General features: G+C 62.5%; 18 protein-coding genes. 9 read left to right on the top strand and 9 right to left on the bottom strand.

Annotation, left to right across the window (positions count from 1 at the left end):
- Positions 1-5: 5 nt before the first annotated feature.
- The 5 genes from P0D87_RS20795 to P0D87_RS20775 all read right to left on the bottom strand — a co-directional run bounded on the left by P0D87_RS20795 (position 6) and on the right by P0D87_RS20775 (position 4,461).
- Positions 6-770: a DUF4410 domain-containing protein gene (locus P0D87_RS20795; protein WP_053859921.1), complete on the bottom strand. Its 765-nt coding sequence runs from the start codon at positions 768-770 to the stop codon at positions 6-8.
- 173 nt (positions 771-943) lie between these two features.
- Positions 944-2,308: an ATP-binding protein gene (locus P0D87_RS20790; RefSeq protein ID WP_053859922.1), complete on the bottom strand. Its 1,365-nt coding sequence runs from the start codon at positions 2,306-2,308 to the stop codon at positions 944-946.
- Complete coding sequence (locus P0D87_RS20785; RefSeq protein ID WP_053859923.1) at positions 2,305-3,018, bottom strand: response regulator; 714 nt, start codon at positions 3,016-3,018, stop codon at positions 2,305-2,307. Before P0D87_RS20785 ends, P0D87_RS20790 begins: the two co-directional genes overlap by 4 nt.
- Before the next feature lie 26 nt (positions 3,019-3,044).
- Positions 3,045-3,335 carry an EF-hand domain-containing protein gene (locus P0D87_RS20780; RefSeq protein WP_029966918.1) on the bottom strand — a complete coding sequence of 97 codons (291 nt, stop codon included), beginning with the start codon at positions 3,333-3,335 and terminating at the stop codon, positions 3,045-3,047.
- Positions 3,336-3,402: 67 nt separating this feature from the next.
- Positions 3,403-4,461: a hypothetical protein gene (locus P0D87_RS20775; protein WP_053859924.1), complete on the bottom strand. Its 1,059-nt coding sequence runs from the start codon at positions 4,459-4,461 to the stop codon at positions 3,403-3,405.
- A gap of 299 nt (positions 4,462-4,760) precedes the next feature.
- On the opposite strand from P0D87_RS20775, the gene P0D87_RS20770 reads away from it, so the two are divergent.
- The 7 genes from P0D87_RS20770 to P0D87_RS20740 all read left to right on the top strand — a co-directional run bounded on the left by P0D87_RS20770 (position 4,761) and on the right by P0D87_RS20740 (position 12,496).
- Complete coding sequence (locus tag P0D87_RS20770; protein WP_053860801.1) at positions 4,761-5,687, top strand: sterol desaturase family protein; 927 nt, start codon at positions 4,761-4,763, stop codon at positions 5,685-5,687.
- Positions 5,688-5,977: 290 nt separating this feature from the next.
- Positions 5,978-7,012, top strand: coding sequence for a substrate-binding domain-containing protein (locus P0D87_RS20765; RefSeq protein WP_053859925.1), 1,035 nt, complete (start codon positions 5,978-5,980; stop codon positions 7,010-7,012).
- Positions 7,013-7,044: 32 nt separating this feature from the next.
- A complete protein-coding gene (locus tag P0D87_RS20760) occupies positions 7,045-8,529 on the top strand; it encodes a sugar ABC transporter ATP-binding protein (protein WP_053859926.1) in 1,485 nt (494 codons plus the stop codon).
- Positions 8,526-9,461 (top strand): ABC transporter permease, encoded by a 936-nt coding sequence (locus P0D87_RS20755; protein ID WP_006049697.1) that lies wholly within the window; start codon positions 8,526-8,528, stop codon positions 9,459-9,461. Before P0D87_RS20760 ends, P0D87_RS20755 begins: the two co-directional genes overlap by 4 nt.
- On the top strand, positions 9,458-10,444 hold the full coding sequence (locus tag P0D87_RS20750; protein WP_053859927.1) for an ABC transporter permease: 987 nt from the start codon (positions 9,458-9,460) through the stop codon (positions 10,442-10,444). The genes P0D87_RS20755 and P0D87_RS20750 overlap by 4 nt, the downstream gene beginning before the upstream one ends.
- A gap of 63 nt (positions 10,445-10,507) precedes the next feature.
- On the top strand, positions 10,508-11,416 hold the full coding sequence (locus P0D87_RS20745; protein WP_053859928.1) for an SMP-30/gluconolactonase/LRE family protein: 909 nt from the start codon (positions 10,508-10,510) through the stop codon (positions 11,414-11,416).
- Positions 11,417-11,497: 81 nt separating this feature from the next.
- Positions 11,498-12,496, top strand: a complete 999-nt coding sequence (locus tag P0D87_RS20740) for an ABC transporter substrate-binding protein (protein WP_216649191.1) — start codon at positions 11,498-11,500, stop codon at positions 12,494-12,496.
- Between the two features lie 26 nt (positions 12,497-12,522).
- Here the strand turns inward: P0D87_RS20740 and P0D87_RS20735 are convergent, their stop codons facing one another.
- Positions 12,523-13,416: a LysR family transcriptional regulator gene (locus tag P0D87_RS20735; protein WP_053859929.1), complete on the bottom strand. Its 894-nt coding sequence runs from the start codon at positions 13,414-13,416 to the stop codon at positions 12,523-12,525.
- A 102-nt stretch (positions 13,417-13,518) separates the two neighbouring features.
- Here P0D87_RS20735 and P0D87_RS20730 point away from each other — a divergent pair, with 102 nt between their 5' ends.
- The gene (locus P0D87_RS20730; protein ID WP_053859930.1) at positions 13,519-14,508 is read left to right on the top strand and encodes a zinc-dependent alcohol dehydrogenase family protein; all 990 of its coding nucleotides are present in this window, start codon (positions 13,519-13,521) and stop codon (positions 14,506-14,508) included.
- A gap of 49 nt (positions 14,509-14,557) precedes the next feature.
- Here the strand turns inward: P0D87_RS20730 and P0D87_RS20725 are convergent, their stop codons facing one another.
- Genes P0D87_RS20725 through P0D87_RS20715 form a run of 3 tightly spaced genes read right to left on the bottom strand, consistent with a single transcriptional unit; the run spans position 14,558 to position 19,904 of the window.
- Positions 14,558-16,756 (bottom strand): TonB-dependent siderophore receptor, encoded by a 2,199-nt coding sequence (locus P0D87_RS20725; protein ID WP_053859931.1) that lies wholly within the window; start codon positions 16,754-16,756, stop codon positions 14,558-14,560.
- A gap of 57 nt (positions 16,757-16,813) precedes the next feature.
- On the bottom strand, positions 16,814-19,105 hold the full coding sequence (locus tag P0D87_RS20720; RefSeq protein WP_053859932.1) for a sensor histidine kinase: 2,292 nt from the start codon (positions 19,103-19,105) through the stop codon (positions 16,814-16,816).
- Positions 19,095-19,904, bottom strand: coding sequence for a response regulator transcription factor (locus P0D87_RS20715; protein ID WP_053859933.1), 810 nt, complete (start codon positions 19,902-19,904; stop codon positions 19,095-19,097). Before P0D87_RS20715 ends, P0D87_RS20720 begins: the two co-directional genes overlap by 11 nt.
- 444 nt (positions 19,905-20,348) lie before the next feature.
- Here P0D87_RS20715 and P0D87_RS20710 point away from each other — a divergent pair, with 444 nt between their 5' ends.
- Positions 20,349-22,127 (top strand): YadA family autotransporter adhesin, encoded by a 1,779-nt coding sequence (locus P0D87_RS20710; protein ID WP_053859934.1) that lies wholly within the window; start codon positions 20,349-20,351, stop codon positions 22,125-22,127.
- Positions 22,128-22,290 lie beyond the last annotated feature (163 nt).

The following is a 22,290-nucleotide window of genomic DNA, read 5'->3' as shown; positions in this document are numbered from 1 at the left end:
TGCCCTCAGTCGATATGTGTGGCCGACATCCATCCGTTGGCCGTGCTTACCGCCGCTATCTGCTTCGCGATCGAATCGCCGAGCTTTTTCGCGTCGCCGCTCATGCCGCCCTGTTTCGCCTCGGACGCGCCATGCAGCGCCGTGCCTGTCGCCGCTGCGGTTGCAACATGCGCAGCAGCGGCGCCGACGCCAGCGGTTTCCGCGATGCCGGGCATGTGACCGCTATCGGCGTTGGCGGAAAAGCTTTGCAGTTCGATCGGCGTGCCGGCGGCCGGCTTGTACAGGATCTGGATCGACGCGCTCACTTCGCTCTTGCCGGCGCCAAGCCCGATCAGCACGCGACGGCGGCGCTTGCCTTCGTCGATTGTCTGGAAGCTGCCTTCAACGACGAGCGCGTTTTCGTTCATCGGTGCAGGACCGTCGACGCGGACCGCGCGCAGTCCGAGCGTTTGCAGTTCGCGCACGATTTCGTCGGCGACCTGTTCACGAGTATCGCTCGCGGTCTGAAGCTGCTTTTGCTCCGACGATTCGCCCGTCATCGCCGCTCCGAGTTTCTGCGCGATGCCGCCGCTGTCCGATTTCACCTGGTCGGGCGTGGCGCCGAACGAATACACGTAGATGACGTCGGCGCGAACATGCGGGACGGCGCTGGTCTGCGTCGTGGCGGCGATGCCCGAAGCGCAGCCGGTCAGAAGCAGCGCCCCTGCGACGAGTGCGGAGCCTGCTACACGTTTAGCGTTGCCAACGAATGATTTGAGTGAGGTATGCATATCGATCCTGTCGTGGCACCGTGGCGCCGGTAATGTCGGGAGGTGTGCCGCAGCACGTAGACGTGAGTATGGGAGGAAGCGGCTCCGCACACCATTCAGCAATTGTGTCGCGCGATGTCGCCAGGACCGTTCGCCAGGATCGTTCGCGCGGGGCCGGAGTAGGCCCGCCTTGCTTATGAAGAATGCCGGTTCAGCGGCAACGTGACGAGCGCCTCGAGACCGCCGCCTTCACGCGCACGAAACTGCAGCGAGCCGCCATGCAGACGCGCGATGCGCTCGACGATCGCAAGCCCGAGACCTGTGCCGCCCGAATGCGTCCGTGCGTTCGTACCGCGGCTGAACGGCGTCTTGAGTTTTTCCATTTCTGCGGCGTCGATTCCGCTGCCGCGATCGCAGACGGCGACACACGCAGCATCGCCTTCGGTCCATGTGCGCACGGCGAGGCCCGTACGTCCATACGCAATCGCGTTGTGCATCAGATTCATCAAAAGCCGCATGAGGCTCACGGGCCGGTACGCGAACCCGGGGACTTCGCCGAGCAACAGTTCGAACTCGTGTCCGAGCCCCGCAAAATCCGCGGCGAGCTGACCGATGAGCGCGTTGAGATCGCCCTGCCGCGGCGGCTCGCGCTCGCCGCTGCCGGCGTAGTCCATGAACTGCTGGAGAATCGTGTCGATGTGGTCGAGATAGCTTTCCGCCGATGCGACGAAGGTGTCGTCTGTGCCGCGCGGAATCGCCATCGCCATCGCGAGACGCAGCTTGGTGAGCGGCGTGCGGATGTCGTGCGATACGCCCGCGAGCATCAGCGCGCGCGTTGCTTCGGCCTGCTGCAATGCCTCGGTCATCTGGTTGAACGCGCCGCTGACCTGGGCGATTTCCGTCGGACCGTCGGTTGGCAGCACGACGGGCGCTTCGCCCGCGCTCACGTGCCGCGCGGCGCGAGCGAGATCTTTGAGCGGCCGGTTGATGTGCAACTGGATCAGATAACCCGTCAGCGCGGCCAGCAACGCGAGGCCCACGGAAAGTATCAGCGTCGTGGTGATGCCGCTCGCCTGCGCGTCTTCTGTCATCGGCAGCGCGATCCAGCTTGGCGCGCCGGCGACGTGCACGCGAATCCAGAGCCGCTCGCCGCCGTCGCCGTTGCCAGTTTGCCAGCGCACCGGCATGTCCGGCGGTAGATGATGCTGCAGCGCGCGAAGGAAGACATCGAGTTGCCATGTGCCGAACAGGCGCGGCAGGCTGCGCTGCGCTTTGACGCCATCGGGTTCGGGCGCCGCTGTCTGCGCATCGAGGCGCGCGGCCGCGGCGCGGCCCTGGTCGGGCGGCATCGCGGCGAGCACGCCATCGAGCGTCTTGACGTAATCGGCGAAGATGATCGCGGCGCGGTCGATGCGCGGACGCTGCACGAAATGCAGCAGCACCGCGAACGAGCATGCCTGCGTCAGTGCAACGAGTGCTACCAGCAGAACGATATTGCGCGTCAGCAGCGAACGCGGCAGCCATCTGCCGCGCCGCTTTGAACGCGTTGCGATGCTCACGAGTCGATGCCTGCAACGAGCATGTAGCCGACACCCCACACGGTCTTGATGAAGCGCGGTTTCGACGGATCGTCTTCGACGATCTGACGCAGCCGCAAAATCTGCACGTCGATGCTGCGATCGAGCGCGTCGTGGTCGCGGCCGCGCGCCCGCGCAAGCAGATTCTCGCGGCTCACCGGCCGGTTCGGCGACGACCCGAGCGCGTGCAGCAGCAACATCTGCGCGGAGTGCACGTCGACCGGCTCGCCACGATGCAGCAGCGTTTGCTTGCCGACATCGAACTCGTATTCGCCGAAGCGCAGCGTTTGTGAAGTCACGGTCGGTACGCCCGCGGCCATTTTCTGGCGACGCAGCAGAGCGCGGATTCGCGCGACCAGTTCATCGGGGAGAAACGGTTTCGCGAGGTAGTCGTCGGCGCCGGTTTCGAGGCCGACCACGCGGTCGACGGGATCGCCTTTCGCGGTCAGCATGAGGATGGGCAGCGTCTGTCCTTCGGCGCGCAGCCGCCGGCATATCGTCAGCCCGTCTTCCGGTTCCATCATCAGGTCGAGCACGAGCAGGTCGTACGGTTCGCGCTGCAGGTAGCGGTCGAGCTGCTTGCCGTCGGCGACGACGCGCACATGGAACCCGTGCCCGGTCAGAAACCGTTGCAGCATGTTGCGCAACTCGGCTTCGTCGTCCAGCACGATGATCCTGTTCGCCTGATCCATGACGCGTCTCCCAGCCTCGTTGCCTTTCAGCGTGCCATTGCTTTCTGCTGCATGAGCGCCTCGATTTGCGGCAGCGTGACATAACCGGCGTGCTGCGTGTCGATTTCGTCGAAGTGTTTCGCGACCATCGGCATGCCGGCTGTCGCCTGCTCGCGCGTCAGCTTGCCGTCGCCCGTCGTGTTCGCTCGGGCAAAGCGGGCCTGCAATTGCTGCATCGCACGTTCGCCGCGCGGGGCATCGGCGGGTGGCAGTGCGCTTTGAGCCGAAGCCACTGCAGAAACAATACACAAGAGAAGCACTGCGATCATCTTTTTCATCATCTACTCCGTGGTTTCGCCGACGCTCGTGGCCGGCGGGGTTGATTCATTGATCTCACGTTTGCTGTTATGCCCAGTGCGCCGGCACCCAGAAGCGCCCGACCCAGTGGCCCGGCACCAGCACCGCGGGATGCGGCGCGGGCGCGACATACACAGGACGCGGCGCGACATACAGCGTGTGGGCCTGCGGCGCGATGAATACGACGTGCGGCGGGGGCGGCGCGACATAGACGACTTTGGGCGGCGGGGGCGCAACGTAGACAACCTTCGGTGCGGGCGGCGCGACGTAGACAGTCTTCGGTGCAGGCGGCGGCACGTAGGCGACCGGCGGCGGGGGCACATAAGCGGGCGCAGGCGCGACGACAACAGGCGCAGGCGCAGCAACCACCGGTACCGGCGCGACGACAACCGGAGCCGGCGCCACCACGACCGGCGGAGGCGCGACGACAACCGGTACGCTGCCCACGGCAACCGTCGCGCCGACAGTCGTAACCGTGCCGCCCGTAGTCACCGTGCCGCCGTGCACGACCGTCGTGCCGCCGCCCGTCGTCACCACGCCGGGCGCCACGCGTGTCGCGCTGCCTGAATGGTTGACGGTTCCACCATCGGAGCCCGTCACCGTCCCCGAACGATTGCAGGTTGAACCGGCGCAGTCCGTCGATGCCGTGTGACTGGTCGTATTGCCGTTCGCGCCGGTAACCGTGCCCGACGACGAATACTGACCCGGCGCGTTGCGTGTCACGCTGCCCGAAGTCGTGGCGCTGTGGCCGTCCGAGCCGTTCAGCGCGCCGGTGTGGTCGCATGTGCCGCCTGCGCAGCTCGTGTCGCCCGAGTGCTGCACCTGACGTCCGTTGGGGCCCGTCGCCGTTCCCGAATTCGAGAACTGGCCGGGTGCGGTGCGGTTGACCGTGCCGGTGTTGGTGGCGATGCCGCCATAAGGATTCTCGACGCCGCCGGCGTGCGTGCAACTGCCGCCTGTGCAGGAGCCGTAGTGTGCGCCGTTGTAAGTGCCGTGCGGCGTGTAGGCGGTGCCATGACCCGACCATCCGGCGAAGGCGGGCGTGCTGATGGTGCTGACCGCGATGAGCATGGCAGCGCTGGCTGCGGCGATGTAACGGAGTTTCATGAGGTGTCCTTCCCGGTTCGGTTAGTCACGCACTGCGGCGTGGCAGCGGAACGAACTATAAGAGGACCTCGCGAAATAATCGCCCGGTAAAAGATGTCGCGGTGTTACACCCCTGCGGCGGGCCGCCGGCAGCCGGGCCGCACGGCCCGATTCGCCGTCGCGGCCGCGATTTCGTGACATCTGGCGACATGGTTTACGCGTGGTCTTTGGCCGGGCAGCCCACTACATTAGCTTCACCCGACGCGATAGCGGCTTTGCCCGCAGACGACGCGTCCCACCTCAACCGTTATCTGCCCATCATGTCGACTACTGGAAAAATCGCGCTTTTCGTTACCGTGTTCATCATTGGCGTCTCGCTGATCGAGGCATGCGTGCTCACCCGCGCACAGAGAAACAGCGCCTCGCCCTTCGACTGGTATGAAGTATGGATTTCGCTCGCCGATGTGGCCGGCCGCAAGCTGCTCGCGCTGCTGCCGCTTTCGCTCGCGACGCCGATATTCGCCCTTGCCTGGGATCACCGCCTCTTTACGGTCACGCTCAACAGCGCGCTGATGCTGTTCGTGCTCTTTATCGGACAGGAGTTCTGCTACTACTGGTATCACCGCGCGTCGCACCGCATCCGCTTTTTCTGGGCGACGCACGCGGTTCACCACTCGCCGAACCAGTTGACGCTTTCGTCCGCCTATCGCCTCGGCTTGACCGGCAAACTGACCGGCTCGGCGATCTTCTTCACGCCGCTCGTCTGGCTCGGCGTACGCCCCGAAATCGTGCTCGCGACGCTGAGCTTCAATCTGCTCTACCAGTTCTGGCTGCATAACACGTGGACGCCGAAACTCGGCTGGCTCGAACACGTGTTCAATACGCCGTCGGCGCATCGCGTGCATCACGCATCGAACGTCGATTATCTCGATGCAAACTTTGGCGGCGTGCTCGTCATATTCGATCGGCTGTTCGGCACCTATGTCGAAGAACGCGCCGATGAACCGTGCCGCTACGGTCTCACGACACCGACGCGCTCGCGCAATCCGCTCGTCGTCGAATTCGAGCACTGGGTGAGTCTTGCACGCGATGTTGCGTCGGCGGGCAGCGTCTGGGCCGCGATTTGCTACGTGATTCTGCCGCCCGGCTGGCGCGCTGACGGCGCCGGCGAAACGACAGAAGCACTGCGTCGGCAGAGTCTGGCCGCAGCGCGTACCGTTCCGGCGAGTACGACACAGGGACGATGAGCAATGGTGTCCGGCGCGCCGATGTGCCGTTTCCCCACGTGGCCATTTATACCGACGGCCAATTCCGTTACCGGTAACGGAAATCGAATTGCACGCGCCGAAGGCAGTCGTTATACTGCCTCGGCGATCCGGTGGCCTGGCCACCGTGATTGGCCTGACCGCAGAACGGGTTCGAAGCAGACTGTCCGAAATGTATAGCGGCCGCGCACAAGCGGCCGTGTTCGCAAGAGGCGTGCTGTAGACAAAGTCGAGTCGCGCCTCCGACAAGCAGAATGAAAGGAGACGACAAGATGTTCCGTAAAGGAATGCAGGTCAAGATCGCCGCGGCCGTGGTTGCGTGCGTGTTGGGAGGCGCCGCGCAGGCGCAGGTCGCAACCGGCGATACGTCGCAGAAAAAAATCGCGCTGTCGAACAGCTTCGCGGGCAACGCGTGGCGGCAGTCGATGCTCAAAAGCTGGAACGCCGTCTCGCAGCAGGCGGTCGCCGACAAGAAAGTCGCCGCCGCGCCGGCCTTCACCACCGCCGAAAACCAGGTGACAGAGCAGGCGCAGCAAATCCAGAACCTCATCTTGCAGGGCTATAACGCGATCGTGATCGACGCCGTGTCGCCCACTGCGCTCAACGGCACGATCAAGAAGGCGTGCGCGGCAGGCGTCGTCGTCGTTTCGTTCGACGGCGTCGTCGACGAGCCTTGCGCGTATCGCGTGAACTTCGATTTCAAGGGCTGGGCCGAGCAGGGCGTCGACTATCTGGCGACGCGGCTCAACGGCAAGGGCAACATTCTCGAAGTGCGCGGCGTGGCCGGTATTTCGGTCGATAACCTCATGCACGAAGGCGTGCTCGAAGGGCTCAAGAAGCATCCGGGCATGAAGCTCGTCGGATCGGTCAACGGCGACTGGACGCAGTCCGTCGCGCAGAAAGCCGTCGCGGGCATTCTTCCGACGCTGCCGCAAGTGGACGGCGTCGCGACCGAGGGCGAGATGTCGTTCGGCATCGCGCAGGCGTTCAAGGCGGCCAACCGGCCCGCGCCTCCGATGATTATCGGCAGCACGTATCCCGAGCTTCAATGGTGGAGCGAACAGGCGAAGGCCGGCTATCAGTCGCGCTCGCTGTCCAATCCGCCGGGCGCGGTGAGCTTTGCATTCTGGGTCGCGCAGCAAGTGCTCGCTGGCAAGAAGATCCCGAAGGAAGTGACGATCAACGTGCCGCTGCTCGCCATCTCGCAACAGGAGTTGCCCGCGAAGCTCGCCGCGATTCCGCCTGGCGGCATCGCCGATGTGACCTATACGTTGCCGCAAACCGTGGCCTTGCTCGACAAGAAGTAAGCGCAGAAGACGCCACCCACGGAGACAGGTGAATGGGCGCAACATCCAGCCAGGAGGACAGCCGCGCGCTGATCCGCTTCGAAGGCATCGGCAAGACGTTCGGGCGGGTCCGCGCTCTCACGGACATCGACTTCGCGTTCCTGCCCGGTGAATGTGTCGGCATTGCCGGCCACAACGGCGCGGGCAAATCGACGCTGATGTCGGTGCTCGCGGGCGTGTACGCGCCGACGCAAGGCCGCATCGAAGTGGACGGCCACGACGCGCCGCATTACGACGCGAATGCCGCCAGAAATGCGGGCGTGCGCTGCGTGTTTCAGGAACTCTCGTTGTGCGCGAATCTGACCGTGGCCGAGAACATGACCGTCGTGCATCCGCATTTGCATGGACGCGGCTGGCGACGCAAGGCCACCGCGCTGATGCGCGAGAGGCTCGATGAAATCTTTCCTGACCACGGCCTGAAGGGCGGCGAACTCGTCTCCGATCTCACGCTCACGCAGCAGCAGATGGTGGAGATCGCGCGCGCTTTCACGGTCACTGATACGCCCGTGCGTCTCGTGATTCTCGACGAGCCGACTTCCTCGCTCGACGCTCATACCGCCGAGCAGTTGCTCGCCTTCGTGCGGCGCGCGGCTGCCGAGCGCGGCATTACGTGTCTGCTCATCACGCACATGCTCGGCGAAATAGAGCGCGTGGCGGACCGCGTGATGGTGATGCGCGACGGCGGCATCGTCGGCGTGCTGCCGCGCGCGCAGTCGAGCCGCGCGTCGATCATTCAGGCGATGGGCCAGCATCTCGAAGCCGACAAGTCGCCGGCCGCGGCGCGCGCGCGTAATGCGCGCAGCGATCAAGCGCATTTTCGCTGGAATGTCGGCGTGAAGAAGCACACCGCAATCGAAGCGTCGCGCGGCGAGATCGTCGGCTTCGCGGGACTCGCGGGCCAAGGTCAGACCGAAGCGCTGCTATCCATCTACGATGCCGCGACACGTCACGGCGCGGCCCGCACGAAGGTCGCATTCGTCGCGGGCGATCGCGGACGTGACGGCGTATTTCCCGTCTGGTCGATCGCGCAGAATCTCGATCTGCGCTGGCTGCTCGGCGGCGCAAAACGCAAGCGCGGTCTCGTCGATTTCGCCGCGGCGCGCGAACTCGTCGAAGCGTGGCGCGCGAAGATCGGCATACGCGGCGCGTCGATGAACGCGGGCATTCTTTCGCTCTCGGGCGGCAATCAGCAAAAGGTTCTGTTCGCGCGCGCGCTTGCGTGCGACGCCGAACTCATTCTGATGGACGATCCCACGCGCGGCGTCGATGTCGGCACCAAGCGCGACATCTATCAACTCGTACACGAAGAAGCCGCGAAGGGCCGCACCTTCATCTGGTACACGACGGAAAACGAAGAACTCTCGCACTGCGATCGCACTTACGTGTTCCGCTCCGCCGCCGTTACGCGCGTGCTTCACGCCGACGAATGCACGGAAGAGGCGCTGCTCGCGGCGAGCTTCGAGGATCAGGCAGCATGACATTCGCTAATACGCAGGCGCGTTTGCGCGCGATGCTTCCCGCCATTTCGCTGGTCGCGGTGCTGGTGCCGATCGCCATCATGCAGCCGACCGTGATGAGCTACTTCGGCTCCAGCCTGCTGCTGAATCTCGCCGTGCCGATCGTGCTCGCGACGCTCGCGCAGCTCGCGATCATCACCGTCAACGATCTGGATCTGTCGATTGGCCCGTTCGTGAGTCTTGTCGCGTGCATCGGCGCGACGCTGCTGGTGAAGCAACCGTGGCTCGGCGCGCTGGCTTTAGCCGGTTGCGTGCTCGCGTATGCGGCCGTCGGCGCGCTGATCGAGTTGCGGCAGATTCCGTCCATCGTCGTAACGCTTGGTCTTTCGTTCGTATGGAGCGGGCTCGCCATCGTGCTGCTGCCGTCGCCTGGCGGCACGAGTCCCGAGTGGCTCGGCACGGCAATGGGCTACCAGACGCCGCTGATCGCCGCGCCGATCGTGTGGTCGGTGCTGATCGCGATCGTCGGACACCTGCTGCTGATGCGCTCGTCGGCGGGCGTGCGGGTTCGCGGCGCGGGCGGCAATCCGCGCGCGATGCGCCGCTTCGGCTGGTCGCTCGTGCGCAGTAAGGCGACGCTCTACGGCGTGGCGGGCGTGTTCGGGGTGCTGTCGGGGCTCTCGCTGCTCGGCCTGACGACTTCCGCCGACGCCAATCTCGCGCTGCGCTATACGTTGCTGTCGATTGCGGCGGTGATACTCGGCGGCGGTGAATTCATCGGCGGCCGTGTGTCGGTAGTCGGCGCGGTGCTCGGTGCGATCACGCTGACGCTTGCCGCGTCGTTCCTCGCTTTCCTCAACATCTCGGCGGATTGGCAGGTCGGCATGCAGGGAGCGATTCTGATCGTCGTGTTGTCGTTGCGCGTGCTGCTGCAACGCGGAGAACGCCGGTGAAAACGCAAATTTCCAGCGAGCCGATCGCTTCTCAGGACAGCGCCTGGGCGCGGCTCAAAAGTATTCAGGCGCCGTGGGCCTGGTCGTTCGTCGGCACGGTGCTGGTGTGGTTCGGCATTGTCGGCGTGTTCGGCTTCGGCATCGCAAGTAATGTCGCGCAGACGGCGCTGACCTACGGCGTCTTCATGGTGCTCGTCGGTCTCGGGCAGATGCTCGTCATCACATCGGGCGTCGGCAACATCGACCTGTCGGTGCCGTCGACCATCGCGCTTGCCGGCGTGATCGGCATGCATGTGATGCGCAGCTCGAACGGATACATCGCGTTGGGCGTGGCCGCGGTGCTGGGCGTGGGCGTCGTTGTCGGCGTCGCCAACTACATGCTGATTCGCCTTTTGCGCATCCCGCCGATCATCGCGACGCTGTCGTCGAGCTTCATCATTCAGTCGATTGCGATCACGCAAGGCCGCCAGTTGCCGCCGCCACCGCCCGCGCTCGGCGCTTTCGCGACGGGCCGCGTTTTGCAGATTCCGTATATCGCGCTGCTCGCGCTCGCGTTGTCGATTGCGCTCGCGGTGCTGCTGCATCGCGCCGTGTATGGCCGCAGGCTTTCCGCTATCGGCCAGAACGCGCGGGCCGCATGGCTCGCGGGCGTCAACGTGCATCGCACGCGGTGCTTCGCTTATGTGCTGTCGTCGATGATCGCGTCGCTCACCGCGTTGCTGCTCGCGGCCATATCCGGCGGCGCGTCGCTCGACATGGGCGTGGAGTACATGCTGATTTCGATTGCCGTGGTCGTGATCGGCGGCACGCTGGTGACGGGCGGCAAGGCGACCATCGTCGGCGTATGGGGCGCGTCCATGTTCCTCTTTCTCACGAACGCGGCGCTCAATGCGGTGGGCGCGGATGCGGGCGTGCGCTCCATCGTGTATGGCGTGTTGATCATTTCGGTGACCGTGGCGGCGGGCGGAAAAGTGCTGCGATAGGCTTTGCAATAAGCGTTGCAATTGAAGCCCGCAGTAATAGCAAATAGAGAAGGGCAAGGAGACATGAAAAGCACTGACTTCGAAGTACACGATCCGCGTTTCAGGCTGCTGCTTCAGCCCAACGCCTTTCTGACGCGTCTCACGAACGAATGCCTGTGGGCCGAAGGTCCGGTCTATTTCCCGGCGACAGACCTGCTTATCTGGAGCGACATACCGAACAACCGCATGATGCGTTGGGCGCCGGGGATGGGCGTAGGCGTTTATCGCGCGCCGTCCAACTACAGCAATGGCAACACGCGTGACCGCGAGGGACGGCTCGTGACCTGCGAGCACGGCACGCGACGCGTGACGCGCACCGAACACGACGGCAGCGTGACCGTGCTGGCGTCGCACTTCGAAGGCAAGCGCCTCAATTCTCCGAACGATGTAGTCGTGGATTCCAAAGGTGACATCTGGTTCACCGATCCTGACTACGGCATTCTGAGCGACTACGAAGGTTATCGCGCCGACAGCGAGATCGGCCGCTGCAACGTCTATCGCATCGGCGCCGGCAGCGCGCAGGTGGAACTGGTCTGCGACGACTTCGCGAAGCCGAACGGCCTCGCGTTCTCGCCGGACGAGAGCAAACTTTATATCGCCGATTCCGCTGCTTCGCACGACGACAACGCGCCGCGCCATATCCGCGTATTCGACGTGACGAGCGAAGGCGGTCTGCGCAACGGGCGTGTTTTTGCGGAGATGCAAAGTGGCGTTCCAGACGGTATGCGCATCGACGAGCACGGCAACGTCTGGACCAGCGCCGAAGACGGCGTGCATTGCTACGCGCCCAATGGCGCGCTGCTCGGCAAGATCCTGATACCCGAAGTCGTAGCCAATCTGACCTTCGGCGGATTGAATCGCAATTGCCTGTTCATCGCCGCGACGGCTTCCATCTATTCGCTTCATGTGGGCGTGCGCGGCGCGGGCCGCTGAAGCGCCCGAATACTTCAAATACATCGAATACTCGATAGGAGACAAGACGTGCAGATAAAAAAACTGGCTCTCTCGCTGTGCATGGCCGCGATATGCGTGGCTGCATCCGCGGGCGCATCGGCGCAGGTCGCGACGGGCGATACCTCTTCGATGAAAATTGCGCTGTCGAATAACTACGCGGGCAATAGCTGGCGTCAGCAGATGCTCAAGAGCTGGTCCAACATCGCGGACCCGGCAGTCAAGCAAAAGATCGTCGCGGCCGCGCCGAGCTTCACCACGGCGGAAAGCCAGGCGACCGAGCAGGTCCAGCAGATCCAGAACCTGATACTCCAGGGCTTCAAGGCGATCGCGGTCGATTCCGTGTCGCCCACGGCGCTCAACGGCGTCATCAAGCAGGCGTGCGGCGCGGGCGTGACGGTCGTCTCGTTCGACGGCATCGCGACCGAGCCGTGCGCTTATCGCATCGCCGTCGATTTTCAGGGCATGGGCCGCATGCAGGTCGACTATCTGGCGAAGCGTCTGAACGGCAAGGGCAACCTGCTCGAGATTCGCGGGCTCGCGGGTGTCTCCGTCGACGACGAGATTCATCAGGGCATGGTCGACGAACTGAAGAAGTATCCGGGCCTGAAGGTGGTCGGTTCGGTGCATGGCGACTGGACGCAGACGGTCGCGCAAAAGCAGGTTGCGGGTGTGTTGCCGACGTTGCCCAAGATCGACGGCGTGCTCACACAAGGCGGCGACGGTTTCGGCGCGGCGCAGGCGATCAAGGCGGCCGGACGGCCGACGCCGATCATCATTCTTGGCAACCGCCAGGAAGAACTTGCGTGGTGGGCCGATCAGAAAAAGAGCGGCTACGAAACGATGTCGGTGACCATTCCGCCCGGCGCGTCGTCGTTCGCATTCTGGGTGACGCAGCAGATTCTCGCGGGCAAGAAAGTGCCGCATGACATTCGCATGCCGGTGCTCGAAGTGAAGCCCGACGAACTCGACGCGGTGCTGGCGAAGACGCCGCCTGGCGCGCTCGCGAACAAGGAGTACACGCGCGAGGAAGTGGTGGCGGTCATCGACGGAAAGAAATAGAGTGGCCGCTACTTGCGTCGACCGATCTATCCCTCGCCGAAGCGCGCCACGACGAAGTCGATGAAGCTGCGCAGCTTCGGCGTGGGCCGGCGGTCGGGCGCAAACAGTAGATGGATCGGCAGCGGCGGCGGTTCGTAGTCCGGCAGCACGCGCACGAGGCGCCCCGCAGCGAGATCGTCGCGCAGCATGTCGCACGGTTGCAGGATGATGCCCGCGCCTTCGACCGCGGCATTGCGCAGCGCCTGGCCGTTGTTGATCGAGAAGCGGCTGCTGACCGGCACCACATGCCGGCCGTCGGGCCCGACCAGGTGCCATTCACGTAACGGCCCGCGGCCCCAGTAAGAGAATCCGGGGCACTCATGCTGCGTCAGATCTTCAGGGCGTAGAGGCGTGCCGCGCTCAGCCAGATACGCGGGCGACGCGCAGATCGTCAGTCGATAAGGACCGATCGGCCGCGCAATCAGCCTCGAATCGGCGATCGGCGCGATGCGCACGACCGCGTCATAGCCTTCGTCGATTACGTCGATCAGCCGGTCGCTCAGCGTCAGGTCAACACTGACTTCGGGATGTTGCCGCATGTATTGCGCGAGCGTCGGCACGAGGCTGTGCGCGCCGAAGCTCACCGGTGCATTGATGCGCAGCTTGCCGCGCGGCGCGGCCTGCAGGTTCGCGGCCAGCGCCTCCGCCGCTTCCATCTCGGCGAGCACGGACTTGCTGCGCTCGTAAAACGCGCGCCCGGCTTCGGTGAGGCTTTGGCGGCGCGTCGTACGATTGATGAGCTGCATGCGATAGCGCTCCTCGAGCAGCCGCACATGCTTGCCGACGGCCTGCGATGTCATGCCGAGCGCCGCGCCGGCCGCGGCGAACGAGCCCGTTTCCGCCGCTTTGACGAAGACCGCCATGCTGGTGAGACGATCCATGATTAGAAACAGTTAGGTTCGATAGTCAGAGCGAACGCGCCATTTATCGTGCGGCCGGCTCAAATTATAGTGAGTTCGTCACTTACTCGTTGGAGAGCGAACATGCCGCGTGTCGTACGTTTTCATCAGAATGGCGGTCCCGAAGTGCTGCGGATCGATAACGTCGAAGTGCCGCCGCCCGCCGCGGACGAGATCCAGTTGCAGATTCGTGCGCTGGGCGTGAACAGAGCGGAATCCATGTTCCGCTCCGGCTTCTATGTGGAGTCGCCCGTGTTTCCCGCGCGGCTCGGTTATGAAGCGTCCGGCGTCGTCAGCGCCGTCGGTTCGTCCGTGACCAACGTCGCCGTCGGCGACGCGGTCGCCATCATTCCGCCCATGTCGATCACGCGATGGGGCGCGTATGGCGATACCGGCAATTTTCCGGCGGCGCATGCGGTGAAGAATCCGCCGTCGCTAGGATTCACCGAGGCCGCGGCGGTGTGGATGCAGTATGTAACGGCGTGGGGCGCACTGGTCGACATCGCGCAATTGCGTGCAGGCGAGGCGGTCATCATCACGGCGTCGTCGAGCAGCGTAGGGCTTGCGGCGATTCAGGTGGCAAAGAGCGTGGGCGCCATTGCGATTGCGACGACCCGCACCGACGCGAAGAAAAACGCGCTGCTGGAAGCGGGCGCCGACCACGTGATCGTCACGCAGCAGGAAGATCTGGTCGCGCGCGTCAACGAAATCACCGGCGGCGCGGGCGCGCGCGTCGCGTTCGATCCGGTGCTCGGGCCGGAGTTCGAGAAAGTGGCCGATGCGCTGTGCGAGCGCGGCATCGTGTTCGCTTATGGCGCGCTGAGTCCAGAACCGACGCCGTTCCCGCTGTTCGCGATCCTCGGCAAGATGCTGACCGTGTATGGCTACCAGTACAAGCTGATCGTGAGCGATCCGGCGCGTCTGGAAAGGGCAAAGCGCTTCGTTCTCGATGGCCTTTCGTCGGGCGTGCTGAAGCCGGTGATCGACAAGGTCTTCCCGCTCGAGCAGATCGTCGACGCTCATCGTTATCTCGAGTCGAACCGGCAGTTCGGGAAGATTGTTGTCACGGTTTGAGGACGTTTGCAGGCATAGCGTTCGGAGCCTGCAATGGCTCACATCGCCATCACCAGTTGTATTTCGCACTGGCCAGCACGGTCCGCTCGTTGCCGAACACGCACACTGCATACGACTGGCAACCGCTCACATAGCGGCGGTCGAATACGTTCGCCACATTCAATGCGAGCCGCCAGTCGCGAGTGTCGTAGTGCAATGCGGCGTCGTAAAGCGTATAGCTTGCAATCGTCAGCGAGTTGTCCGGTGCGCCCGCCAGCGCGCTTTGATAACGGACTCCGGCGCCGATGCCGAAACCCGCGAGCGCGCCCGTATGCCATGTCCAGTCCGTCCATAGCGACGCCATTTGCCGTGGACGTGGAACGTCCACGGGCCACTTGTTTAGCGACGCATCGTTGGCCTTGATGTTCTTCACGTCCTGATAGACATACGACGCAATCACCGACAGTTCCCGCGTTATCTGTCCGACGGCGTTCAACTCGATGCCACGCGAACGGACCTCGCCGGTCTGCACGAACGAAGTGCCGGTCGGATCGAGATTGATCGGCGCCGGCGTGACGACATTGCTTTGATTGATCTGATAGACGGCTGCGCTTAACGTCACGTTTTTGCCTGCGGGTCGCCAGCGCAGACCCGCCTCGATCTGCCGGCCGCGCGTCGGCTTGGGCAAGCCACCGCCGTTCATCCTCACGCCAATGACCGGATTAAACGATGTCGAATAACTTGCGTAGGGCGACAGTCCATAGTCGCCCTCGTAGGTGAGACCGACCCGACCCGAAAAGGCGCTGACATTCTGTTTGATCTGCGAGTTGTTCGCGCGGTCGTCCTGGCGCATATCGACCCAGTCTTCGCGGCCGCCGAGCGTCAGTGTCCATCGGCCCGCCTTGATCTGGTCCTGCGCATAGGTGGCCAATGTACTCATCGTTGTGTGCGCATCGGTATGGCTGAACGAAGTCGGACCCGAAAAGATCGCGGTCGTGACCGGCGTATAGGCCGGCTTGTAGAGATTGAGATAGGGTGCGAGTGCGAGCCACACGCTTTCGGTCGTCGTCTGCCTGTTGTACTGGAAGCCGAGTAGCAGCGTGTGCTCGAGCGGTCCTGTCGCGAAGCGCGCTTGCGCATTGTTGTCGACGTCCAGGCGGCTGTAGTTCATCTGGAACAAGCCTGCATAACGTGTCATGGTGGTCGTGCTGTGAGGCGCGAGACCGTTGCCGAAGACAGATCCATCGTCACCCGACAAGTGCATCCAGCGCACGTTCTGGCGCAACGTCCAGATCGGATCGAGCTCGTGCGAGAACTGATAGCCGAGCGATTCCTGCTTCTTCTGATAGTGGTTGAATGCCGGATCGCCCATATAAATGTCCTGAGACAACGGGCCGTTAGGGTTCGGCAGTACCGTGCCTTGCGCGGGCAGGAAGTTATATGAAATATCGCCGCGATCTTGCAGGTAGGTCGCAGTGACTGTGAGCGATGTCTTCGAGTCTGGCCGCCAGCGAAACGACGGTGCGAGCGCGACGCGCTGGTCCGCGTTCGGGCCGGTCAGCGCATTGCCGTCGCGTGCAACGCCGAGAAAGCGATACGCGTACTTGCCGTCGGCGTCGAGCGTATCGCCGACGTCGATCATCGTCTGCTTGCGTGCGTAATTACCGATCTGCACGCCGATCTCGCGGATGCGCTCGCCGTCAGCCTGCCGCGTCTGTGCATCGACGATCGCGCCGGGGTCGCCGGCTCCATATACCACCGACGTCGGCCCGCGTAGCACGGTGAGGCTCTCGATCATATAAGGATCGACACGCCAGTTCGCGAGTGTTGCGGTATTAGGCGTTTGCAACCCATCGACGAACAGCGTCGGCGTAAAGCCGCGCAATGCCGCATACCAGTCGGTGCGGCCGTCCGACCCGAACGATGAAAAACCAGGTACGTAGCGCAGCGCCTGATTGATGTCGGTCGCGCCGGTCATCTCCATCTGCTGTGCGGTGACGATGTTGACGGTTTGAGGAATCTCTGTGATCGGCGTATCGGTTTTTGTGCCAGTGATTGTGCGCTTGCCGACGAGTCCGACCGACGATCCCTCTCGTACATCCTTCACGGTGATCGCCGGCAACGCGCTGAGAGGCATGGCGTCCGTCACGTTCGCGTCGTCTACGGGTTGTGTCGGCTGTGCGTGCGCGTGGCCGACAGTCGCTGCGAGAACGATACCCTTCACCGCGACCATGATCGTGCGTCGTCCGGTGCGCATAGCCCACATCATTCGGTACTGCTCCTGTTTATTGTTGGCGGCCTGCGGGGCCTGGCCATTTGCGCACTTTCACGAGATGTTCTCTGTTTCGTGTGGCGCGAGTGCAAGCGCTTCGGCGCCCGGAAAGTCCAATGCCTCGACGCAACGGCGAACTTCGGTCAGAAACGCGGTACACGAGGGATGAATCGCGAGCATGGTTTCAATCCATTGCTCGATGTCGGTGAGGCGCCCGTCTTTTGCAAGTACTGCCAGATCGCGGCGATCGCTGCGCGGGGGAATAGCCGAGGCAAGCCACCGCTTAGGCTGCGGACGAGCAGGCGCTGAGCCGATGGAGGTGTACGGTACGACGCTCAACTGCGAAGCATCGAGATCTTTTGCAAAAGGAACAATGAGCTCGAATGAAAACGAAGTGCCTTGCTGCAGCGCGCTTGAAACGCGCAGTTCGCCGCCCATTGTGTTGACAATGCGCTGGGCGATGAAAAGGCCGAGTCCGGTACTGCCGTTCACCGACTGTATCTGTCTAAAGGCGGTAAACAGTTTCGACTGTTCTTCGATGGCGATGCCAATGCCCGTATCCGCGACTTCAAAGCCCATGTGCCAATGCTGTTCATGGCGGCGTGCCCGCACTGTCATCATGACGGTGCCGTCGTGTGTGAACTTCGACGCATTGGACAATAGATTCAGCAGTACCTGCTGTAATCGGCGACCGTCTATCGTCAATTGACGCGGTAGCGATGTCAACGCCTGATAGTGGAACTGGTTATTCAGTTGCGCACAGAGTGCGACCGCGTATTCGGCGATGTCATCGAGAAGTGCGGGCAGGTCGGTCGCGGTCGGTGCGATATCCAGTGGTTGCAACTCTGCTTTCGCGTATCCAATTAGCTCGTCGATCAAGGCCAGTTGATAGTTCACACTGCGCTCGATAGCCTGTATCAGCGTGGCTTGCTTCGAATCGGCTCTATTCAGAAGAAGGCTGGCGTAACTGGAAATGGTCGCCAATGGCGCGCGGAGATCGTGACTGACATAGCCGAGCGTTTCGATCTTTTGCCGGTTCTTCTCTTCGGCGTAACGCAGTGCTTCATTTAATTCCAATGTGCGCCGCGCGACTTGCTCGCGTAGGCGGTCGTGTTCGGTTCTCTGCCAGTCCGCGAGTTCGGTTCTCGCCGCCCTTCGTTGTTTGCCGACGTGATTGACCCATGCCGCAAGCACGATTAGATGCGTCGCTAATCCAATGATCGCGACCGCCGGGTTCGGATGAATATCCGACTTTAACCATGCGAGAGCCGGCGGCAACGATCCCAATGTTTCGAGTACGCGCAACGCAGAGTTGAGCAGCGAGAAGATGACAGTGAGCAGCATGATCCGCGCGGTCGGAGTCGATTGACGGGCGAGACTTGCAGCCATCCCCACTGTGACGAAACCGAATACTGCGTTGACGTACAGGCCGACTTGCGCGAAGACGAACAGATTGCCGAATGCGGCGCCCGCCGCCCCAATGCATTCGAGCGACGCGAATACATACAGCACGTAGCGCCAGGGCAGACGCGCTTTCTCGTCGCGTGCAATGCGCAAGATGAAAGCGATGAACAGCAGCACCGCAGTGCATCCGAATACCGTGACGCTTCTCGAACTCCACTCGGTCGCCTGCGGCCATAGATAGACTCTCGTGTACCCGCGCTCCGCAGCTTCGAATAGCGCTGTCATCAAGCAGAGAGCCGCCAACACGAGAAACGGGCCGCTGCGCGAAAAATAGGCGATAAGCAGCGCACACCATGCGAGTGCGAGAGTTCCGCCGATCAATCCGCCATTCCAGAGCGCGGCGCGCTTTTCCAATGCATCGAATGCCGCCGACGAATACAGCGCCGGTTCGAGCGTAAGCGCGGTATCGCTTGCTACGCGGATGAAAACCGGCAAGCGTTCGCCGGGCGCGAGCGTGAATTCCATCAGCGGGTAGCGTGATGAAACAGGCTGGGACACCGCATCGGTACGGCTCGCATAGAAGTCGACATGCTCTAGACGCGCGTCGAGAAGCGCGAGAACTAGTGCGAGGTTTGTTGCGGCATGATTGCTCAACTCGACGCGCAGCCACCAGGCCGAGTGTGTGAAACCCGGCTTTAATCTCTTCTGCTGTGCAGTGGCGAAGCTGAGTGGACTTTCTGCGTAAAGGGCATTGATATCGGCGAGCGTCATCGTGCCCGAGACATCTTCAAAGACCTGTATCTGGCCAAGAGCGGGCAGTGGCGACTCGTTAGCGCTGGTAGTGTTGGACGTCGAAGCGAATAAATGAGTGCTCCAGCAGATAAAACACAAGAACACGATGCGCTGCCAGATGGCTCCCGGCATGATGAAATTAATCCGCATCGACGGCAGGCTCGTTCTGGCTAGCCTCTGCGTTGCTGCGGCGCTCGTCGCGATACGTCGATGGAGTCACATGGAATCGCTCGCGAAACGCCGTGGCGAAATTGGCTGCACTGGAAAAACCAATTTCCTCGGCGATGCTCGCCATACTCAACGGTGTACTGCTCAATAGCGCTTGCGCAATCCGCAAGCGTTCTTCGCGAAGGTACTCGAATACCGTTTGCCCAAGGTTCTCCCGAAACGCGCGCGACAGTCGCTTTTCATTTGTTCCCACGAGGCGCGCGAGCTGCTCGACCGTTGGCGGGTCGTTCAATCTTTGGGACAAGTGCTGAATGGCGGCGCGAACGAGTACGCCATTGCCCGTCGTGTCTGCTGCGGACACATCCTGTTCATCACGCTGAGTACTTTTTGCACGGACGAGGTGCACGCGAATGCGTGCAAGCACTTCCGCCGCATCGAATGGCTTGAGTACATAGTCGACGCCACCAATCTCCAGGCCATTGATACGTTCGTTGAGATCGCTCGCCGCAGTAAGAAAGATGACGGGAATCCCACACGTGCGGGGGTCCGCGGCGAGAAGCCGGCAAGCAGCGAATCCGTCCATGCGCGGCATCCGCACATCCATCAGGATCAGATCGGGCGAAATGGCGAGTGCCCGCTGATAGGCCTGCGATCCGTCAAATCCAACGCTGATCCGGCATCCGGCATTGCGCAGAAGATCAATTAACAATCGCAACTGGTCGGGCTGATCGTCGACAACGAGAAGATGAGCGCCTGCCAGGGCGGTGTTGAGAAGCGGCATCGTGTAAGCGGACACACCTTGCGGGTGACGTTCTCGGAGGTTTATCGGCGACGGGATACGCCGGTCGGCGTTGATGGCTCTCCATCAATAGGCCGAGCGAGCGGCGAAGAATATCAGATACATGTTTCAGTGCAAATTAAGTTGCGTTGGAGGCTTCGTTGCCGGCGACGCCCATTCGCTTCGGCAACAAATCGCGCGACCTGGCGACAGTCGACAAGAGGCCTGGCGGATAAAGAAAGAATTTTCTCTCCAGCAAAGCAATTCGCCGCTCGGGCAAACAGATGCGCCGATAGCGCTACCCATAATTCCGCGAGTCCTTACACGGTGTTTCTAGTGCTTACTCGCGCAACTGTCGGTGAGAAACGGCTTTGATTCCTGCGATATGCGGCGCGGAGAGCAAGAGAAACCCTTTCGTCTACTAGAGAAGTCAGAACGGGAAACGCAATGAACAAGAGCCGATATGAAGTGGCGGGTACTCCGCTGAAGTCGAAGCTGTCACTCGCAGTACTCACGGCGCTAATGCTGCTGCCGGCGACGCAGGCGTATGCAGATAACCTAGCTGTCGGCGGTGAAAACGCTGGTCAGACTGCAACCGTCGGTGGCGCCACGGCGCCTGTCGCGAGCACGGGCGGCGTATTTCCCGCGGTCGCCGGTGCGGACGGTACGAGCCAGAATACGGCTGTCGGCATCAATGTGTCGGCACAAGGCGGTGCGGCAACGGCCTTGGGCGATACGGTCACGGCGAATGGCTTCAACGCAACCGCTGTGGGCGCGAACTCTGTGGCAAGCGGCATAGATGCTGTCGCATTCGGCGCTTCTGCCAACGCTATCGGTAACGGCAATGCTGCAATTGGTGCTCAGGCAACGGCCAGTGGAACAAACAACATCGCGTTAGGTACTGGGAGCGTTGCGACTGGCGCTGGTGCGATCGCACAAGGTCTTGCCGCAGTCGCTAATGGCGGAGCGGGCAGTGTTGCAATCGCAATCGGCTCCAATGCTGTGGCGACCTCGACGACGCCCGCGTCGCCGATCGCAATTGGCCCTGCCGCATCTGCAACGAACGGAGAGGCTGTCGCGATTGGTAACGGCGCAGCAGCGGTTGGAGACGGTTCCTTCGCAGGCGGCAACGGCGCCAACGCGTCCGTCGCCGGTGGCGTAGCGATTGGTCTTCGCGCGAACGCCGCATCGGCCAACGCGGTTGCGCTGGGTACGCTCACGCAAGCGACGGGCAACAATTCCATCGCGATCGGTAACGCAGCCGTCGCTTCGACCAACGAATCGACGGCGCTCGGTTCCGGGGCTGTCACGCGCGCGGCTACGAACGTGAGCAGCGTCACGCTGAACGGAGTCACGTTCGGTGGCTTCGCGGGCGCGACGCCGACGGGTGTCGTGAGTATCGGCGCGGTCGGTCAGGAACATCAGTTGCAAAACGTCGCCGCCGGTCAGATCAGCGCAACCAGCACCGACGCCGTCAACGGCTCGCAGCTTTTCTCGATCGCATCGCAGGTTTCCGCGCTCTCGACTAACCTGACGTCGCTCACGACCACGGTCAACACCATCTCGACTACCGGTTCGAATGGCACCGCTATCGACAGTTCCGCCACCGCAGTAGGCAGGAACTCGCTGGTATCGGCAGAGAACGGAACGGCGGTGGGCAACGGTTCGACTGTCTCGGGTCAGGACGGCACGGCAATCGGCACTAACTCGACTGTCACGGCTGCGCGTGCCACCGCCATCGGCACGAACTCGAAAGTCACGGGCACCGACTCCACTGCAATCGGCACCAACAGCCAGGCTACCGCTAACAATTCGGTTGCCTTGGGTGCAAATTCAGTTGCAACCCGGGACAACACGGTTTCGGTCGGTGCGCCGGGTGCTGAACGTCAGATCACCAACGTTGCAGACGGTACGGCTCCGACCGACGCTGTGAATGTGCGTCAATTGAATGGCGCCATCAACAGCGTTCGCGATGACATGCAGAGGTATCGTCGCGACGCAAACGCGGGCTCGGCATCGGCAATCGCGATGGCGAACTTGCCGCAAGCCGTATTGCCTGGCGAGAAAGTCGTCTCGCTCGCAGCCGGCAATTACAGCGGCCAGTCGGCGATGGCACTCGGCGTGTCGGTCGCGACGCAAAAGTGGATGGTCAAAGGTTCGGTGAGTACCGGCGTTTCGGGCCACGGCGCAGTGGGTGCAGGCGCGGGCGTCGGCTATCGCTGGTAATCATGCTCTCATGAGCCTGTTCTGAAACCGCTGCGATGCCCGGCAATACGCGGGCATCGCAGTGGGTTTTGGTGGACCGCAAAGCGATGTCGGAATTTGCACAGAATCCGAGCAAAAAAGTATTGGCCGGCCGGATCGATTTAACGAGAAATACATAAAAAAT

The sequence above is a fragment of the Paraburkholderia sp. RL17-368-BIF-A genome, assembly GCF_046054045.1.
GTDB classification, from domain to species: domain Bacteria; phylum Pseudomonadota; class Gammaproteobacteria; order Burkholderiales; family Burkholderiaceae; genus Paraburkholderia; species Paraburkholderia graminis.
This window is presented reverse-complemented; position numbering and strand designations above follow the sequence as displayed.

Bases quoted from the DNA above. Each gene is read 5' to 3' on its own strand.
- P0D87_RS20795 (WP_053859921.1), bottom strand. From the start codon at position 770: ATGCATACCTCACTCAAATCATTCGTTGGCAACGCTAAACGTGTAGCA.
- P0D87_RS20785 (WP_053859923.1), bottom strand. From the start codon at position 3,018: ATGGATCAGGCGAACAGGATCATCGTGCTGGACGACGAAGCCGAGTTG.
- P0D87_RS20780 (WP_029966918.1), bottom strand. From the start codon at position 3,335: ATGAAAAAGATGATCGCAGTGCTTCTCTTGTGTATTGTTTCTGCAGTG.
- P0D87_RS20775 (WP_053859924.1), bottom strand. From the start codon at position 4,461: ATGAAACTCCGTTACATCGCCGCAGCCAGCGCTGCCATGCTCATCGCG.
- P0D87_RS20770 (WP_053860801.1), top strand. From the start codon at position 4,761: ATGTCGACTACTGGAAAAATCGCGCTTTTCGTTACCGTGTTCATCATT.
- P0D87_RS20765 (WP_053859925.1), top strand. From the start codon at position 5,978: ATGTTCCGTAAAGGAATGCAGGTCAAGATCGCCGCGGCCGTGGTTGCG.
- P0D87_RS20760 (WP_053859926.1), top strand. From the start codon at position 7,045: ATGGGCGCAACATCCAGCCAGGAGGACAGCCGCGCGCTGATCCGCTTC.
- P0D87_RS20755 (WP_006049697.1), top strand. From the start codon at position 8,526: ATGACATTCGCTAATACGCAGGCGCGTTTGCGCGCGATGCTTCCCGCC.
- P0D87_RS20745 (WP_053859928.1), top strand. From the start codon at position 10,508: ATGAAAAGCACTGACTTCGAAGTACACGATCCGCGTTTCAGGCTGCTG.
- P0D87_RS20740 (WP_216649191.1), top strand. From the start codon at position 11,498: ATGGCCGCGATATGCGTGGCTGCATCCGCGGGCGCATCGGCGCAGGTC.
- P0D87_RS20735 (WP_053859929.1), bottom strand. From the start codon at position 13,416: ATGGATCGTCTCACCAGCATGGCGGTCTTCGTCAAAGCGGCGGAAACG.
- P0D87_RS20730 (WP_053859930.1), top strand. From the start codon at position 13,519: ATGCCGCGTGTCGTACGTTTTCATCAGAATGGCGGTCCCGAAGTGCTG.
- P0D87_RS20725 (WP_053859931.1), bottom strand. From the start codon at position 16,756: ATGATGTGGGCTATGCGCACCGGACGACGCACGATCATGGTCGCGGTG.
- P0D87_RS20720 (WP_053859932.1), bottom strand. From the start codon at position 19,105: ATGCGGATTAATTTCATCATGCCGGGAGCCATCTGGCAGCGCATCGTG.
- P0D87_RS20715 (WP_053859933.1), bottom strand. From the start codon at position 19,904: ATGCCGCTTCTCAACACCGCCCTGGCAGGCGCTCATCTTCTCGTTGTC.
- P0D87_RS20710 (WP_053859934.1), top strand. From the start codon at position 20,349: ATGAACAAGAGCCGATATGAAGTGGCGGGTACTCCGCTGAAGTCGAAG.